This is a genomic window from Devosia sp. RR2S18 (genome assembly GCF_030177755.1).
In the GTDB taxonomy this organism is placed as follows: domain Bacteria; phylum Pseudomonadota; class Alphaproteobacteria; order Rhizobiales; family Devosiaceae; genus Devosia; species Devosia rhizosphaerae.
This window is the reverse complement of sequence record NZ_CP126539.1, coordinates 1,596,683-1,611,895: the sequence shown is the minus strand read 5'-3', so window position 1 is coordinate 1,611,895 and position 15,213 is coordinate 1,596,683. Positions and strand designations below refer to the sequence as shown.

The following is a 15,213-nucleotide window of genomic DNA, read 5'->3' as shown; positions in this document are numbered from 1 at the left end:
CATGATTGCGGGCCTGACATCACTTCCGGCTATTCGTCGCGATAAACCTTTTCGCGACGCTCATGCATCTCCTGCGCCTCAAGGCTCAGGGTAGCGATGGGTCGAGCATCGAGCCGGGCCAGGCCGATTGGATCGCCGGTTTCCTCGCAATACCCATAAGTGCCATCGTCAATCCGCTTGAGCGCGGAGTCGATCTTGGCGATCAGCTTGCGCTGCCGATCCCTTGTGCGCAGTTCCAGCGAACGATCGCTTTCCGAGCTGGCGCGGTCGGCCATGTCGGGATGGTTCTGCGATTCTTCCTGGAGATTATCCAGCGTCTCGCGGCTCTCCCGCAGGATCTCGTCTTTCCACGCCAGGAGCTTGGCCCGGAAGTACTCCCGCTGCCGTGGATTCATGAACGGCTCGTCGTCACTCGGCCGGTAGTCAACAAGCTCAACAGAAGACATCAGCAGACTCAACTCCAATGCGCCCCTAGGGCGGCCTGTATATGCGCCAGCTCGATCTGCGGCAAGCGCACAAAGCGGGGCTGCTTAACACGCCCTCGCCAGCAACGGTGAGGCGCATAACTCAGCTTTGACAACAATTTGATGACCGATGTCAGGCGGGGAAGCGACCAAACTTGGCCAACTCCACCCGAACGCGTAATTCGATCTCGTCGAGTACCCCATCCAATTCGGGTACGGAGCGCTCCCGCGCATCGTTGAGGAGACCCGATAGGTGATCGAGCCGGTCGAGGCTGATGCGGCCAATCAGGAGATCCGCTTTGATGTCATCGAGCATGTCGAGCAGCGCGCCTCCGCGCCGAACTGCTCGCTTTCGACCTGTTGTGGCATCTTCTACCCCCTGGAGCGCCAGGATCGCGTCGATGCCGGCGGCAGACGCGACGGGTGCCGCGGCCGCAATGCGCGCCGGTGCGTTTTCGCCGGCAGGCACGAAAGCCGGACCGGAGCCTGGGCGGCTGCCGCTACTGCTCTTGCCAACGCTGTTGGTCCGCTTGGTTTCGATGCGCACTGGTGGAGACTCGTTTCGCCGTGGTGCCTTCCCCGGCAAAATCTGCCCAGCCTGGTTAACAGAGCCTTAAAGCACTCGGCAATTTGTGCTTAGCAGGCATGAAGCCAAGCGCCACCACCACTATCCGCAGCCCAGAACGCTAGCAAAGTCAGGGCTCGACCCGGTCGGCCCCGGCATTGGCACGCTTTTCGCAACATCGCTCCCGAATGCCTAGCCGCGGCCCACGCCCGCGGAATTTGGAAGTACCGATGATGCACAAACACCTGCGCGCCGCCATCGCCGCCCTTCTCAGCGTCACGCTCTCGTTTGCCCCGCTGGCGCCAGCTCTGGGTGCCGCTGCCCGCATCAAGGACATCGTGGATATGGAGGGCATCCGCGAGAACCAGCTGGTGGGCTATGGTCTCGTGGTTGGCCTCAATGGCACGGGCGACAGCCTCAACAACGCGCCCTTCACCAAGCAATCGCTCCAGTCCATGCTCGAGCGGCTCGGCGTCAACACCGCCGGCGAGAACGTCCGGACGGCCAACGTCGCCGCGGTGATGGTCACGGCCAATCTACCGCCCTTCGGCACGCAAGGTACGCGCATCGATGTGTCCGTAGCCGCGCTCGGCGATTCCGACAGCCTTCAGGGCGGCACCCTCCTTGTCACCCCGCTGCTCGGGGCGGACGGGGAGGTCTACGCCATTGCGCAAGGACCGGTGAGCATCAATGGCTTCAAGGCCGAGGGCGATGCTGCCACCATCATCTCGGGCGTGCCGACCACCGGCCGCATTTCCTCGGGTGGGCTGATTGAGCGGGAAATCGATTTCCAGCTTGGCGCGCAGACCTCGCTCCGGCTGGCCCTACGCAATCCCGACCTCACCACCGCCCGTCGCATTGCGCTCTCGATCAACGATTTCATCGGTGCGCCGACGGCCGTGCCCGAAGATCCTGCCACCGTGCGGCTGACCCTGCCCCATGGCTTCAACGGCAATATCGTCGACCTCCTCACTGACGTCGAACAGCTGATGGTGGAAACCGATCAACCCGCCAAGATCGTCATCGACGAGAATTCCGGCATCATCGTCATGGGCAAGGATGTGCGGGTGTCGAGCGTTGCTGTGGCCCAGTCCAATCTCACCGTCAGCATCGCCGAAAACCCCGAAGTGGTGCAGCCCAATCCGCTCGCCAACGGCGTTACGGCGGTCGAGCCCAATACGCAGCTCGACGCCACAATGTCCGACACCGCCCTTCAAGTGGTGCAGGGTTCGGTGACGCTGCAGGAACTGGTCGACGGACTCAATGCCCTGGGCATCGGCCCGCGCGACCTCATCGCCATTCTCCAGGCCATCAAGGCCACCGGTGCCCTCCAGGCCGAAATCGAGGTGATCTGATGATCAGCGACATCCGCCAGCCCGGCAGTTCCCTCACACCCCAACAGATCGCCCGCGTGCGCCACCAGGCCGAAGAGTTCGAGGGCGTGTTCCTCAACACGCTGACCAAGGAACTCTTCTCCAGCCTCAAGACCGACCAGAGCGCCTTTGGCGGTGGCTTCGGCGAGGAAACCTGGCGCTCCATGCAGTCCGAACAGCTCGCCGCCTCCATGGCCCAGAATGGCGGCCTGGGCATTGCCGAACAACTCCTGCCCGACCTCCTGGCGATGCAGGAAGCCGCCAACAACCAGAACAAGATCATGCCCACCAAGGGAGCTCATCCATGACCGCCGCCGCCCGCCTCGCCGCTCTCGACAGCCTCCCCGCCACCGAACTCTGCCAGCACGCCGAGACCACCCTTGCGGCCCTGGTCGATGTGATGAACCAGGAAACCACCCTGCTCCGTGCCGGTCATATGCGCGAGGCCTCGGCGCTCACACCCGAAAAAACGCGCCTCGCGCAGGATTATGTCGGCTTTGCCCGGTCCGTTCAGCGCCAGAGCCCCCGCCTTAAGGCTGACGCTCCGGACGCAGTCGAGCGCCTGCGCCTGGGCCATGAACGGCTGGCGACGCAAATGGCCGAAAACCTGCGCGTCCTCGCCACCGCCCGCACCGTCACCGAGGATGTCCTGAGCGACGTGGCCCGCATAATGGGCCAGCAGAACCGCGCCAAAACCTATGGCGCCGCCGGCACCATCGCCAGCGACCCGTCGGCGTCCGCGCGTGGCTTGGCGCTCAATCGCGCGCTTTAGATACCGCTAAACTTCGCTTCAAATGCCGGCGCCCGTCGTAGGACGCCGGCAATTCGGCTCGCCTAACCTGCTTCTGCATTTCCATATGCGAGGACAGTGTCATGGTTACGCCCATCGCGCCCGAGCCGGTCGTGCCCACCCAGACCCAACTGGGCGATCATCGCCACCGCCCCGCGGCCGGCGAGCGCACCGTCCTGCCCCAGAGCACCCCGCCTGCCCGCAAGCCGCCCGACAGCACCCGCCAGTTCCCGCAGCGCGAAGAGCAGCAATCACGCCAGGACAAACCCGCCAAGCCCGACGCCAGCGCCAGCTTCGCCGCCGCCGTCATCTCCGGCGCCCTGCCCCCGCGGCCCCAGAGTATGGCCGAACTCGTCCGCCGCATCGGCTCCGCCCCGATCCCGCCCGAATACCAGGCGCGCCTCAAGGACCTCTCGGTCTAGTTAAGCATCCCTGAACCTCAGCAAAGCCCATGTAGCCCCCGCTGCATGGGCCTTTTGCTGGCCGCGCGGCGACCGGGCAACCAACTTTGCCCAAATCTTCATCACCCACTTAACCCTTCTTTAGAGCCTGCCGGACAAGGATCGCCCTGCCTCAGGAAGAGGCATCGTAGTTTGCGTAATCCTAGAAAAGGATCTGCCACAAATGGCTGATATCTCCCTCTCCAAGTCCGTCCGCTCCAACCTGCTGTCCCTCAAGGGCACGGCCGACATGATGGCCTCTACCCAGAACCGTCTGGCGACCGGTAATAAGGTGAACTCGGCTCTGGACAATCCCTCCAGTTGGTTCACTGCCAAGGGTCTCACTAACCGCGCCAGCGACCTCAACTCGCTGATGGATTCGATGGCTAACGGCGTCAAGACGCTTGAAGCTGCTGACAACGGCCTTTCGGCCATGACCAAGACGCTTGAATCGATGCAGTCGACCTTGCGTCAGGCCCGCCAGGACAAGTCCTTCCAGACCGCTTCATACACGATTGGCGAGAACGCGACTGGCAACGTCAGCTTTTCGGGTGGCGCGCTGACTGGAACAAGTGACGTTTCTCTCACCAAGGCCGTGCCAGCGTCCATCACATCCGGTGCCGATTATGCCCTGGTCAAAGCGCAGGGTGCCGTAAGTGCAACCTTCGCGGCCGCCAACTTTGATCACGCCGATGACAAGATCGATTTCGCTGTCACTGTTGATGGCGGCTCGCCTGCCACCGTCACCGTTACCAAAGCGATCGCCGACCAGGTTGCCACCGACGGGGAAATCACCACCGCGGAACAGATGCGCTCTGCCCTACGGCTGGCGGTTGAGGCAGCCGATCTTTCGGACAGTGTGACCATTGGTGGGACAGCTAACGCAATCGAGTTCCGCTCCACTTCCGAGGGCGCCACCTCTACAATGGCAGTCACCGCTACACCGGATGATGGCGGCGGCACGGACACAATGGCTTCTACCGCCGGCGTAGGAACATTCTCTTCCTCCAGCACCCTTGTTCAGAACGCCAACTTCACCATCGGCTATGAAGGTGAAACCATTGACGTTGCTCTGAATGGCAACGTTCACGATACCGCCGACAAGGCGGCCAAGGCCATCAACGACGCAATCACGGCCAAGAATGCGGGACTTGCCGAGGCCGATCGGTTTACGCTGACAGCATCAGCTAAAGATGGTCGTCTTGTTCTCACCGGCCCCGCTGACGGCACTGGAACGGCGATCACCGTCACTGACACTGTTGCAAGCAGCGGCCATGCCAATTCCGTGTTCGGTGCGCCGGCCCAGCGTCAAACGCTTGCTCCGGCGGAGAACGGCGGGGCAACCAAGACTGTTGACGAACTGGTCACCGAGATCAACTCCAAAACCAAGACCGACGGCACCGCCAACGAGCTCTACGGAAAGCTGCGTGCGTCCAATGACAACGGCAAACTGCGCATCGAGAACCAGTCTACCCAGGAACTCAGCGTCAACGGCGTGAACTCCCTGGGCGTCGCCGACGGCGTCAGCGTTGCTGATGCCACCATGCGCAAGTCGATCGAGGGTAACTCGGTTCGTGCAGGCCTGGCCGATCAGTTCAACGAACTGCGCGACCAGCTCGACAAGCTCGCCGACGATGCCTCCTTCAACGGTATCAACCTGCTCCGCGGCGACAAGCTGGCTATCACCTTCAACGAAACTGGAACGTCGTCCATCGACATTCAGACCGAAGAAGGCAAGACCATCAACTCGTCTAACCTCGGCGTTTCGACCACCCTAGAAGAGCAGGATCTGGACAGCGACACCACGATCGACGCCGAACTTGCCAAGCTGAAAACCGCACTGAACGATGTCCGCTCGCAGGCGTCGAGCTTTGGTTCGAACCTATCGATTGTCGAGAACCGCCAGACCTTCACCAAGTCGATGATCAATACGCTGGAGGACGGCGCCGGTAACCTGACGCTAGCCGACATGAACACGGAAGCTGCGAACCTGTTGGCTCTGCAGACCCGTCAGTCCTTGTCGCAGAACTCACTGTCGCTGGCATCGCAGGCCGATCAGTCGATCCTGCAGCTCATCCGCTAAGCGGAAGGCAGCACCATCCAGGGGAAGGAGCGGGTCGCAAGACCCGCCCCTTTCTTCTTTGCACCACCAGAGGTAGCGTTCACGAAGCGTCAATTCGCATGGTTAACGCCCCTTTAAGGAAACGCTGTTAACCCTTGCTCAAGGGGCCGAGACGGGCCCATCGCAAGGATTGCACAAATGGCGGATATCTCCCTCTCAAAGGCCGTTCGGTCGAACCTCCTCTCGCTCAAGAGCACGGCCGACATGATGTCGACGACACAAAATCGTCTGGCGACCGGTAATAAGGTGAACTCGGCTCTGGACAATCCCTCCAGTTGGTTCACTGCCAAGGGTCTCACTAACCGCGCCAGCGACCTCAACTCGCTGATCGACTCGATGGCGAACGGCATCCAAACGCTTGAAGCTGCTGACAACGGCCTTTCGGCCATGACCAAGACGCTTGAATCGATGCAGTCGACCTTGCGTCAGGCCCGCCAGGACAAGTCCTTCCAGACCGCTTCATACACGATTGGCGAGAACGCGACTGGCAACGTCAGCTTTTCGGGTGGCGCGCTGACTGGAACAAGTGACGTTTCTCTCACCAAGGCCGTGCCAGCGTCCATCACATCCGGTGCCGATTATGCCCTGGTCAAAGCGCAGGGTGCCGTAAGTGCAACCTTCGCGGCCGCCAACTTTGATCACGCCGATGACAAGATCGATTTCGCTGTCACTGTTGATGGCGGCTCGCCTGCCACCGTCACCGTTACCAAAGCGATCGCCGACCAGGTTGCCACCGACGGGGAAATCACCACCGCGGAACAGATGCGCTCTGCCCTACGGCTGGCGGTTGAGGCAGCCGATCTTTCGGACAGTGTGACCATTGGTGGGACAGCTAACGCAATCGAGTTCCGCTCCACTTCCGAGGGCGCCACCTCTACAATGGCAGTCACCGCTACACCGGATGATGGCGGCGGCACGGACACAATGGCTTCTACCGCCGGCGTAGGAACATTCTCTTCCTCCAGCACCCTTGTTCAGAACGCCAACTTCACCATCGGCTATGAAGGTGAAACCATTGACGTTGCTCTGAATGGCAACGTTCACGATACCGCCGACAAGGCGGCCAAGGCCATCAACGACGCAATCACGGCCAAGAATGCGGGACTTGCCGAGGCCGATCGGTTTACGCTGACAGCATCAGCTAAAGATGGTCGTCTTGTTCTCACCGGCCCCGCTGACGGCACTGGAACGGCGATCACCGTCACTGACACTGTTGCAAGCAGCGGCCATGCCAATTCCGTGTTCGGTGCGCCGGCCCAGCGTCAAACGCTTGCTCCGGCGGAGAACGGCGGGGCAACCAAGACTGTTGACGAACTGGTCACCGAGATCAACTCCAAAACCAAGACCGACGGCACCGCCAACGAGCTCTACGGAAAGCTGCGTGCGTCCAATGACAACGGCAAACTGCGCATCGAGAACCAGTCTACCCAGGAACTCAGCGTCAACGGCGTGAACTCCCTGGGCGTCGCCGACGGCGTCAGCGTTGCTGATGCCACCATGCGCAAGTCGATCGAGGGTAACTCGGTTCGTGCAGGCCTGGCCGATCAGTTCAACGAACTGCGCGACCAGCTCGACAAGCTCGCCGACGATGCCTCCTTCAACGGTATCAACCTGCTCCGCGGCGACAAGCTCACCATCACCTTCAACGAAACTGGAACGTCCGCCCTCGATATCCAAACCACGAGCGGCGAAACCGTCAACGCACTTAACCTTGGTGTCCCGACGCAGCTGGAGGAAGAGCAACTCGATAGTGACGGTACAATCGATGGTCTTCTTACGAACCTCAAAGCCGCACTGGACGAGGTTCGTTCACAGGCCTCTACTTTCGGCTCTAATCTCTCCATCGTTGAAAACCGGAAGTCCTTCACCACGGCCATGATCGACACGCTCGAGAGCGGCGCCGGAAACCTCACGCTCGCCGACATGAACACCGAAGCTGCCAACCTGCTCGCGCTCCAAACCCGCCAGCAGCTGTCGCAGAACTCGCTGTCGCTCGCGTCGCAGGCCGACCAGTCGATCCTGCAGCTTCTCCAGTAGGCTCCGACACAGCAAGATTCAAAAGGCGGGCCCCGGCCCGCCTTCATTGTTTTAGGAGAATTGGCGCGCTATTGAGGCAGGCGCACAGCCAATCGCGGAGACCCGGCAATGGCCCTCAAGGTGGAACTCAAACCAGGCGAGAAGCTCCTCGTTGGCAATTGCATCATCACTAATTCCGACCAGCGGACGCGGCTGTTTATCGAGGGGCGCGCGCCGATCCTGCGCGAGAAGGACATTCTGACCGCCGCCAGTGCCAACACGCCGGCCAAGCGCATCTATCTGGCCGTGCAGCTCATGTATATCGACGATGATGTGGAGAAGACGCGGGACGCCTATTTCTCGCTGGTCAACGACTTCCTCGCCGCGGTTCCGTCTTCCGCCGAGATAGTTAATCAAATCAACAACGAGATATTAACCGGCCAGCTTTACAAAGCTCTCAAGGCCGCCAATCGGCTCATCGAATACGAACAGGACCTTCTCTCCAATGCATCAGCAAGGCGCCCAGGCCTATCAGCAGACGGCGAAAGTCGTTGAGTCTCCTCGCGAACGTGAATCCGCACTCCTGATGAAGGCGGCCGCCGGCCTGCAGAAGGTTAGGGATAATTGGCCCGACAGCTACGAAGATCTGAAGCCCGCGCTGACTTTCAATCGCAAGCTCTGGACCATCTTCATGGCTTCGGTGACCAAGGAAGACAGCCACCTGCCCACCGAAGTGCGCCAGAACATTGCCAACCTGGGCATGTTCATCATGAACCAGACCCGCGAAATCAATCTGACGCCCGATCCGCAGCCTGAGCAGATCGAAGTGCTGGTGCGTCTCAACCGCCAGATTGCCGCCGGCCTGCGCGGCATGTGACGCGACAGCTGCCACGAGACTGAATGCTTCCTGAACGACAAAACCCCGCCTTTCGGCGGGGTTTTCTGTTGGTGCAGCGCGATGGCTAGAGGAAGTTGACGAGGCTGAGCTGGCTGACCATGGAGGTAACCTGATAGCTCGCCTGGAGGCGGGTCTGCAGCGCCAGGATCTCCATGGCGACCTCCTCCTTGGACACCGTCTCCACATCGCTCAGGAGGTTGTCCAGCTGTGCCTTATAGTCGGTGTGGCGCTTGGCTGAGTTGTTCAGCGTGCCGCGCGCCACGCCCAATTCCATGGTGAGGATTTCGATCGAGCCGTGTTCGGAATTGTGGGCTTCGGAGAGCTCGCCCTGCTGGCGGATGGCCATGGCATCGAACCGCGCCTTGGCGACGTTCATGTCCTTGGCGAGCTCGACCTGGTAGGCTTCCAGCGCTGCTGTCCGGGCTGCGCCCTCGGGCTGCGTCATGGCAGCGAGCCGGTCGGGCTCGTGATAGGCGCGGATGTTCTCCTCGGTAGGATAGGTTTCGACCGACATCGAGGCCATGGTGCGCATGAGGCGCAGCAGCCCCGATTCATTGGCTTCGATGCCGTAGCTGACGCGGGTGGAGTCATCCACCTGCGCGGTAACCGACTGCCGTGGATTGCCTTCGGCAGCGGCAGCGGCCTCGGTGACCGACAAGGTCAAGGCCTTGGAGAAATTGCTGGCGATCTCGTTTGCACTCAGAGGAGAACCCGTTGGGCCGATGGTGAACTGGCCCGCGCCCGCTTTTCCGGTCACAGCCGTCAGCGTGACCTGCCGCGTCTTTCCGCTTGGCTCCGTCAAGGTTAAGGAGACAGTGTCTCCCGCAACGGGACTTCCAGTAACACTCAGCGAGGTGCTGCTAGGGTCGGCACCCGCCGGTGGAATGGTGAAGGCGGTGGACGCCGAAGCAAAGCCACTGATCTGGAAGCCGTGTGCCTCCGATTTGGGAGCCGCCTCAGATAACGTGACCGTTGCGTTATCTACTCCGACACCCAGCCGCCCCATGCCGCTGGCCGATACCGCGGGGCTCTGCCCCTGATACCAGAGCACCGTATCGGCCGCCGTGCCCACCTTGAGCGCCGTTGCAGTCGCTGGGTCCCCGTCGACGCGCAGTACCGGTTCACCAGGGCCGTTGAAGAAATTTTCGGCGGCTTCATAGGTCGAAGCTGCAGCAAGCTCGGCGTTCACCAGGCCACGCAGCCGCTCATCCAGGGCCGTCTTGAAGTTCAGGGCATTCAGCTCCGGGTCCGTGCCCACGAGGAACTGTCCGGGCAGCGGCGTTCCTTCCGAGATTGCCGTCATCGTCACCTGCGTCTCGCCGCCATCCGGCAGGGTGAAGCCAAGCGTGATGCTCTGTCCCGGCACGATTTGCTGATCCGGGTCGGTCGAGAAGGTGATGCTCGTAGTGTTCCCGCGCTGCGGCACACCCGCTGGCGAAGGGTCCACGTCGCCGACGGCCACGGCAGTCGAGGGAGCCGTGGTCGACAGAACCGACAATTTAAGCCCGAACGGATGGATGCCGTCCTCGGTGAGCGTCACCTCTGTGTCCAGAGCCGGGTCCGGCTCCATCACGATCCCCGTCATCAGTCGACCTCGGCCGTCGCCCGTATCGGCCGCCTTGCGCTCGCCCACGACCGCCTTGAAGCCAGCCTTGCCGCCCAAGCCCTCCAGCAGGGCCGTGGTGTCCGGGACCGGCGCCCTATCGGTGTTCGATCCACCGAAGAGATAACGCCCCGCCACATCGGAATTGAGCAAGGTGACGAGTTCGTCGAGCCGCGCCTTGGATAGGCTCGGCAGGGTGGCCATGTTGATGTTGTTGGTACCATATTGACCCTGCACGGCCGAGGTCCGTGCCTCGCCCTCGATGGCGTCGAAGCGGGTCATGGTCTTGTCGAGAAAGCTCAGCCGCAGATTGACGGTGTCGATATTGGCCGAGAAGCCCTCGATCTTTTCCAGGCGCGAGCGGACGGACAGCGAGAGTGGCAGATCCCGCCCCATCTCAGCCAGGGTGGATGCCTTCATGCCGGTGCCAAGCTGCATCTGTAGCTTGGCAAAGCGCCCCTGCATCTCCGAGATCACGCTGAAGCCGGTTTGCAGCGGGAACATGGATTTATTGACGATCATCTAGGATGCTCCTCAGGTGGCGGCAAACAGGGAGTCAAGCAGTTCCTTGACGACTGACACCACCCGCGCATTGGCCGCATAGGCGTTTTGGATTTCCATCAGGCGCGACATTTCCTCGTCGACATTCACGCCGTATTCGGTCTCCATCTGGTCGACGATGGTATCAAGTGTCAGCTGGCGGTCGTCGCGCTTGGTCAACGCCGCGTTGATGCTCGAACCCTGAAAACCAACGACCTGGCTGATCACCTCGCCCAGATTGCCGTTGAGCTGAAACTTGCCCGCGTTCGCCGCCGGATCACCGCCTGACGTAAAGGACATGCTGTTGAGCTGGTCGATGATGTAGTTGGCGCGATCCGCATCGCCCAGCGTGCCACCGGCCTCGAACTGCACCATGAGCCGATTGTCGGCCAAGACTTCCCGGTTGACGGAAATGCGCGCGGCGAAACCTTCGCGCTGTGGCGGGTCGCCGTTGAGATTGTTGGTGAAGGCGGCGTTGCCCTGGTCCACAAACAGGTTGAACCCAAGTCCAGCGCCCTGCGACCCCGTCGATGTGGATCGCGCCACGGCAGATTTGACCTCCGCGCCGTTATTCAGAACGCGCAGATTGCCTGCCCCGGTGCTGCTGAAAGCCAGCTGCGGGAACTTGGCGTCGATCTCAGCGGCAAGCGTGGCGGGATCTGCCGAGAAGTCGACTCCGATGACCCGCTGACCGCTGGCATCGAAATAGTCCGTCGGTTCGCTGGAGTTCACCAGGCGCACCCGACGGTCCACCCCGCCCTCTGAATAGGTGAACAAGACGTCGTTGCCGGGCTGCACCTGGCTGATGTCGATGTCGAAGCCCGGAGCCCCGCCGACTGTCACTGGCGTTCCGGGGTTCTGTATCGTGGAGAAAGCCTGGGCGAGTCCGGCAGCGATCTCATCAAGCTGGTCTTGCGCTTCCACAAGGGTCTTGTCGCGCAAGTTGACCAACCCACCCAGTTCGCCGCCCTGGAGCACCCCTTGCGCCACCAGGTCAAACGTCAGCCCCGAGGGGGTGGTCAGCATGAGCTTGCCGACCTTGGTCTTGGTAGGATCGGGATCAAAGGTCGAATTGGGGGACAGCGCGCCTGCACTCTCAAACGAGAACGTGGACAGGCCACCATCGATCAATCCGACCCCGGACCGCGTCATCAACGCCACGGTACCATCGGCACGATAGTCAGCGCGCACGTCGATCATTTCGGCGACCGAGGACACTAGCCGGTCGCGCTGGTCCATCAGAGCCGCCCGGGAACTGTCCCCCACCCCCAGGTCGAGCATGCGCTTGTTGACCTCGACAATGGAGTTCAGCATGCCATTGAGATTGTGCACGTTGCTGGCAATCTGGCCCTCGGCCTCCTGCCGCATCCCCTGAATGTTTGAGGAGAGCCGATTGAGAGTCTCGGCCATGGTCTGCGCCTGGGCGACCGCCTGTGATCGAGCCACGTAGTCGTCGGGACTGGTGGCCACGGCTTGCATCGCGTTCTGGATGCCTGAAAACAGGGTGTCGAGCGAGCCGGCGCTACCTGGTTTGCCCAGGACGCCCTGCAAGCGGTCAAGATAGTTGGCCTGGATGCCGGAATAGGCCGTGTCTGCGACCTGGCGGGTATAGTAGCTCTGCAGGCTCTGGTTGAAGGCTCGTGTTGCACCGGCAGTTCGCGCATACGTGCTGTTCTGGGAATTGTGGTCAACAACATTGAGCGACTGGCGGTGATAGCCAGGGGTACCTGAATTGGCGATGTTCCGGCTGATGATGCTCAGCGCATCCTGGTTGGTGCGCAGACCGGAAACGGCATTGTTCAGTGATGTCGTCAGACCCATTTAGGACAACCTTCGGCGACACAGAAATTCGGCATGCCCGACCGCAACCCGTTGGACGCGGTTTCGAATGGACCGATGCAAGGGCAGTGCCAGCCGCCGTGATCATTGTTTTAACTAGGCAATTTAGGGTCAAAGGCCCTTAGCCGAGAGCCAAATCGGCAATTGCGTCCGGTTAAGGCGGCAGAATTTGCCGCCTGCTTGTCGCGACGCCGTCCGTCCGGTAAGGCAGAGCCGACAATATCGGGGCACCCAATGCTGTTCAAATCCGCCGATGAGTTCGTCAAGGCACCACGCCGGGCACTGACCGTCTTTGGCATGGCCGGCGTCGGCAAGACGCGGCTGAGCAACCTCTTGCGCGCCAACAAGTGGTTTCACTACTCGGTCGATTATCGCATCGGCACTCGCTATATGGGCGAGTTCATCGTCGACAATTTCAAGCGCGAGGCGATGAAGGTGCCCTTTCTCGCCGAACTCCTGCGCTCGGACTCGATCTACATCTCGTCCAACATCACCTTCGACAATCTCGACCCGCTCTCGAGCTATCTCGGCACACCGGGCGATCCGGATCGTGGTGGCCTGCCCCTGCCCGAATACCAGCGCCGGCAGGAACAGCATCGCGTCGCCGAAATCGCGGCGCTGCAGGACGTGCCCCACTTTGTCGAGCGGGCCAAGGAGCTCTACGGCTACGATGATTTCATCGCCGATACCGGCGGCTCGCTGATCGAGGTCATTGATCCCAATGATGCCCAAGACCCGGTGGTAAAGACGCTCACCGGTTCCACGGCCCTGCTCTATATTCGCGGCACCGACAAGGACGCGGCTGAGCTGGTGCGCCGCTTCACGGCGAGCCCCAAGCCCATGTATTACCAGCCCCCGTTCCTCGTGGAGAAATGGGCGGAGTACAAAGCACTCAACAACATCGCCGAGGACTGCGATGTCGATCCGGCGGGCTTTGGCGCCTGGGGTTTCGAAGCGCTGTTGCATGACCGGCTGCCGCGTTACCAGGCGCTGGCCGACAATTTCGGCTATGTGGTGGAAGCCTCTGACCTCGCGACGGTGCGCAATGGCGCCGAGTTTGTCGACCTCATGGCGGCAGCGATCGAGAAGCGAATGCGCTAGCGCGCCTCCTCCGGGAGACGCGCCAAGCTTGAATCGCTTTCTCATCGCACTCAGCTAAGAGGCTGCCATGCCTATCCGAATTCCCGACAATCTCCCTGCCCGCAAGACGCTCGAAGACGAGGGCGTAATGGTGATGGGCTCGACCCGCGCCGCCCGGCAGGATATCCGCCCGCTCGAAATCGGCCTGCTCAACCTCATGCCCAACAAGGAGCGGACCGAGACCCAGTTCACTCGGCTGATCGGCGCAACGCCGCTGCAGGTCGATCTGACGCTGGTGCGCGTCACCGAGCACCAGTCCAAGAACACCTCCGAGGACTACCTCAAGACCTTCTACGAGACCTGGGAGGAGGTGCGCGAAAAGAAGTTCGACGGCTTCATCGTCACCGGCGCACCCATCGCCCACATCCCTTTCGAGGAGGTGCGCTACTGGCCCGAAATGATCGAGATCATGGAGTGGACCAAGACCAACGTGCACCATACCATGTTCATTTGCTGGGGGGCGCAGGCGGCGCTGCACCATTTTCATGGCGTCCGGCGCTACCGCATGGATCACAAGGCCTTTGGCGTCTTCCGGCACCAGGTGGTCAATTCCCGCTCGCCGTTCCTGCGGGGCATGTCCGACAGTCCCATGATCCCGGTGTCTCGCTACAACGACATCGATCGAGCGAGCCTAGGCGAGAACCTCGAGATCCTGATCGACAATCCCGAGATTGGCGTCTGCATGCTGGGCGACAAGGTGCAGCGGGCGGTGTATTTCCTGAACCATCTGGAATACGACAACCGCTCGCTGGCGGACGAATATGAGCGCGACCGCACTTCCGGCCTCGATACACCGCCGCCAGCCAATCTCTTCCCCAACAACGATCCCGCCCAGGAGCCGGAGAACCGCTGGCGCAGCCATGCCCACCTGCTGTTCCAGAACTGGATCAACGAGATCTATCAGACCACGCCCTATGATCTGAGCGAGGTCGGCGCTGCTGGGTAACGCAAGCAAATGGCCGCCCCTTGGGACGGCCATTCCTTGTTGCTAGCGCGTCTTGTTATTCGGCAGCGTCGTCGCCCTCGTCAGCGAGGCCGGCTTCCTGGCAATCCTCAAGCGTGATCGCATCGATATCGAGATCGCTGTCGTCCTGCTCTTCATATTCAGTTTCGTCATCCAGCTCGGTGACGGAGGTCCGGCCAACGGCATTGTCCTGGCCAGCGGTCAAGGCGCCATCGCCCTCGGCACCGGGGTTCTCTTCGTCGTCGTCCTGGCCCGCGGCCTTATTGTCCGTCGGCTCCCCCATCTCCACGCGAGCAGCAGCGGCAAGCGCTGCACAGTGGTTCTCGACGATGCCCATCTCCTCTTGCGGGATGGTCATGCCGGCAATGGTCTCCTGAGCGAAAGCGGGCACGGCGAACGTGCCAGCGAGGAGAATGGCAGCGAGACTTGCTTTGAAAATCATGTCTGAGCTCCTTGAGT

At 61.3% G+C, this 15,213-nt stretch carries 15 protein-coding genes; 10 read left to right on the top strand and 5 right to left on the bottom strand.

Translation table 11 applies throughout. From position 1 onward, the window contains the following. Positions 1-29 precede the first annotated feature (29 nt). Together dksA and QOV41_RS07870 are read right to left on the bottom strand one after the other, a co-directional pair. Positions 30-446: an RNA polymerase-binding protein DksA gene (gene dksA / locus QOV41_RS07875; protein ID WP_284580620.1), complete on the bottom strand. Its 417-nt coding sequence runs from the start codon at positions 444-446 to the stop codon at positions 30-32. Positions 447-597: 151 nt separating this feature from the next. After that, complete coding sequence (locus QOV41_RS07870; RefSeq protein ID WP_284580619.1) at positions 598-1,011, bottom strand: flagellar assembly protein FliX; 414 nt, start codon at positions 1,009-1,011, stop codon at positions 598-600. 248 nt (positions 1,012-1,259) lie between these two features. Between QOV41_RS07870 and QOV41_RS07865 the strand changes: the two genes are divergently transcribed. From QOV41_RS07865 to flaF, 8 genes are all read left to right on the top strand, one after another. Further along, positions 1,260-2,384, top strand: coding sequence for a flagellar basal body P-ring protein FlgI (locus tag QOV41_RS07865; protein WP_284580617.1), 1,125 nt, complete (start codon positions 1,260-1,262; stop codon positions 2,382-2,384). Further along, positions 2,384-2,710, top strand: a complete 327-nt coding sequence (locus QOV41_RS07860; RefSeq protein WP_284580616.1) for a rod-binding protein — start codon at positions 2,384-2,386, stop codon at positions 2,708-2,710. The genes QOV41_RS07865 and QOV41_RS07860 overlap by 1 nt, the downstream gene beginning before the upstream one ends. Continuing rightward, positions 2,707-3,174, top strand: a complete 468-nt coding sequence (locus QOV41_RS07855) for a hypothetical protein (RefSeq protein ID WP_284580614.1) — start codon at positions 2,707-2,709, stop codon at positions 3,172-3,174. Before QOV41_RS07860 ends, QOV41_RS07855 begins: the two co-directional genes overlap by 4 nt. A 101-nt stretch (positions 3,175-3,275) precedes the next feature. Next, positions 3,276-3,614, top strand: coding sequence for a hypothetical protein (locus QOV41_RS07850; RefSeq protein ID WP_284580613.1), 339 nt, complete (start codon positions 3,276-3,278; stop codon positions 3,612-3,614). Positions 3,615-3,816: 202 nt separating this feature from the next. Then, positions 3,817-5,715 carry a flagellin N-terminal helical domain-containing protein gene (locus QOV41_RS07845; protein ID WP_284580612.1) on the top strand — a complete coding sequence of 633 codons (1,899 nt, stop codon included), beginning with the start codon at positions 3,817-3,819 and terminating at the stop codon, positions 5,713-5,715. A 177-nt stretch (positions 5,716-5,892) separates the two neighbouring features. Beyond that, the gene (locus QOV41_RS07840; protein WP_284580610.1) at positions 5,893-7,791 is read left to right on the top strand and encodes a flagellin N-terminal helical domain-containing protein; all 1,899 of its coding nucleotides are present in this window, start codon (positions 5,893-5,895) and stop codon (positions 7,789-7,791) included. Between the two features lie 108 nt (positions 7,792-7,899). Beyond that, entirely contained in the window at positions 7,900-8,325 is a 426-nt protein-coding gene (gene flbT, locus QOV41_RS07835; protein WP_284580609.1) for a flagellar biosynthesis repressor FlbT, read from the top strand. Next, positions 8,276-8,647 carry a flagellar biosynthesis regulator FlaF gene (gene flaF / locus QOV41_RS07830; protein ID WP_284580608.1) on the top strand — a complete coding sequence of 124 codons (372 nt, stop codon included), beginning with the start codon at positions 8,276-8,278 and terminating at the stop codon, positions 8,645-8,647. Before flbT ends, flaF begins: the two co-directional genes overlap by 50 nt. A gap of 85 nt (positions 8,648-8,732) precedes the next feature. Here flaF and QOV41_RS07825 read toward each other — a convergent pair whose 3' ends face one another. Then, positions 8,733-10,793 (bottom strand): hypothetical protein, encoded by a 2,061-nt coding sequence (locus tag QOV41_RS07825; protein ID WP_284580607.1) that lies wholly within the window; start codon positions 10,791-10,793, stop codon positions 8,733-8,735. Between the two features lie 12 nt (positions 10,794-10,805). Beyond that, positions 10,806-12,632, bottom strand: coding sequence for a flagellar hook-associated protein FlgK (flgK, locus tag QOV41_RS07820; RefSeq protein WP_284580606.1), 1,827 nt, complete (start codon positions 12,630-12,632; stop codon positions 10,806-10,808). 252 nt (positions 12,633-12,884) lie between these two features. Between flgK and QOV41_RS07815 the strand changes: the two genes are divergently transcribed. Next, positions 12,885-13,751 carry an ATPase gene (locus tag QOV41_RS07815; RefSeq protein ID WP_284580605.1) on the top strand — a complete coding sequence of 289 codons (867 nt, stop codon included), beginning with the start codon at positions 12,885-12,887 and terminating at the stop codon, positions 13,749-13,751. Positions 13,752-13,818: 67 nt separating this feature from the next. Next, positions 13,819-14,736, top strand: coding sequence for a homoserine O-succinyltransferase (locus tag QOV41_RS07810; protein ID WP_284580603.1), 918 nt, complete (start codon positions 13,819-13,821; stop codon positions 14,734-14,736). Positions 14,737-14,791: 55 nt separating this feature from the next. Here the strand turns inward: QOV41_RS07810 and QOV41_RS07805 are convergent, their stop codons facing one another. Beyond that, entirely contained in the window at positions 14,792-15,196 is a 405-nt protein-coding gene (locus tag QOV41_RS07805; protein WP_284580602.1) for a hypothetical protein, read from the bottom strand. Positions 15,197-15,213: the final 17 nt, after the last annotated feature.

Bases quoted from the DNA above. Each gene is read 5' to 3' on its own strand.
- flaF (WP_284580608.1), top strand. From the start codon at position 8,276: ATGCATCAGCAAGGCGCCCAGGCCTATCAGCAGACGGCGAAAGTCGTT.
- flgK (WP_284580606.1), bottom strand. From the start codon at position 12,632: ATGGGTCTGACGACATCACTGAACAATGCCGTTTCCGGTCTGCGCACC.
- QOV41_RS07860 (WP_284580616.1), top strand. From the start codon at position 2,384: ATGATCAGCGACATCCGCCAGCCCGGCAGTTCCCTCACACCCCAACAG.
- QOV41_RS07865 (WP_284580617.1), top strand. From the start codon at position 1,260: ATGATGCACAAACACCTGCGCGCCGCCATCGCCGCCCTTCTCAGCGTC.
- dksA (WP_284580620.1), bottom strand. From the start codon at position 446: ATGTCTTCTGTTGAGCTTGTTGACTACCGGCCGAGTGACGACGAGCCG.
- flbT (WP_284580609.1), top strand. From the start codon at position 7,900: ATGGCCCTCAAGGTGGAACTCAAACCAGGCGAGAAGCTCCTCGTTGGC.
- QOV41_RS07840 (WP_284580610.1), top strand. From the start codon at position 5,893: ATGGCGGATATCTCCCTCTCAAAGGCCGTTCGGTCGAACCTCCTCTCG.
- QOV41_RS07805 (WP_284580602.1), bottom strand. From the start codon at position 15,196: ATGATTTTCAAAGCAAGTCTCGCTGCCATTCTCCTCGCTGGCACGTTC.
- QOV41_RS07845 (WP_284580612.1), top strand. From the start codon at position 3,817: ATGGCTGATATCTCCCTCTCCAAGTCCGTCCGCTCCAACCTGCTGTCC.
- QOV41_RS07855 (WP_284580614.1), top strand. From the start codon at position 2,707: ATGACCGCCGCCGCCCGCCTCGCCGCTCTCGACAGCCTCCCCGCCACC.
- QOV41_RS07810 (WP_284580603.1), top strand. From the start codon at position 13,819: ATGCCTATCCGAATTCCCGACAATCTCCCTGCCCGCAAGACGCTCGAA.
- QOV41_RS07850 (WP_284580613.1), top strand. From the start codon at position 3,276: ATGGTTACGCCCATCGCGCCCGAGCCGGTCGTGCCCACCCAGACCCAA.
- QOV41_RS07825 (WP_284580607.1), bottom strand. From the start codon at position 10,793: ATGATCGTCAATAAATCCATGTTCCCGCTGCAAACCGGCTTCAGCGTG.
- QOV41_RS07815 (WP_284580605.1), top strand. From the start codon at position 12,885: ATGCTGTTCAAATCCGCCGATGAGTTCGTCAAGGCACCACGCCGGGCA.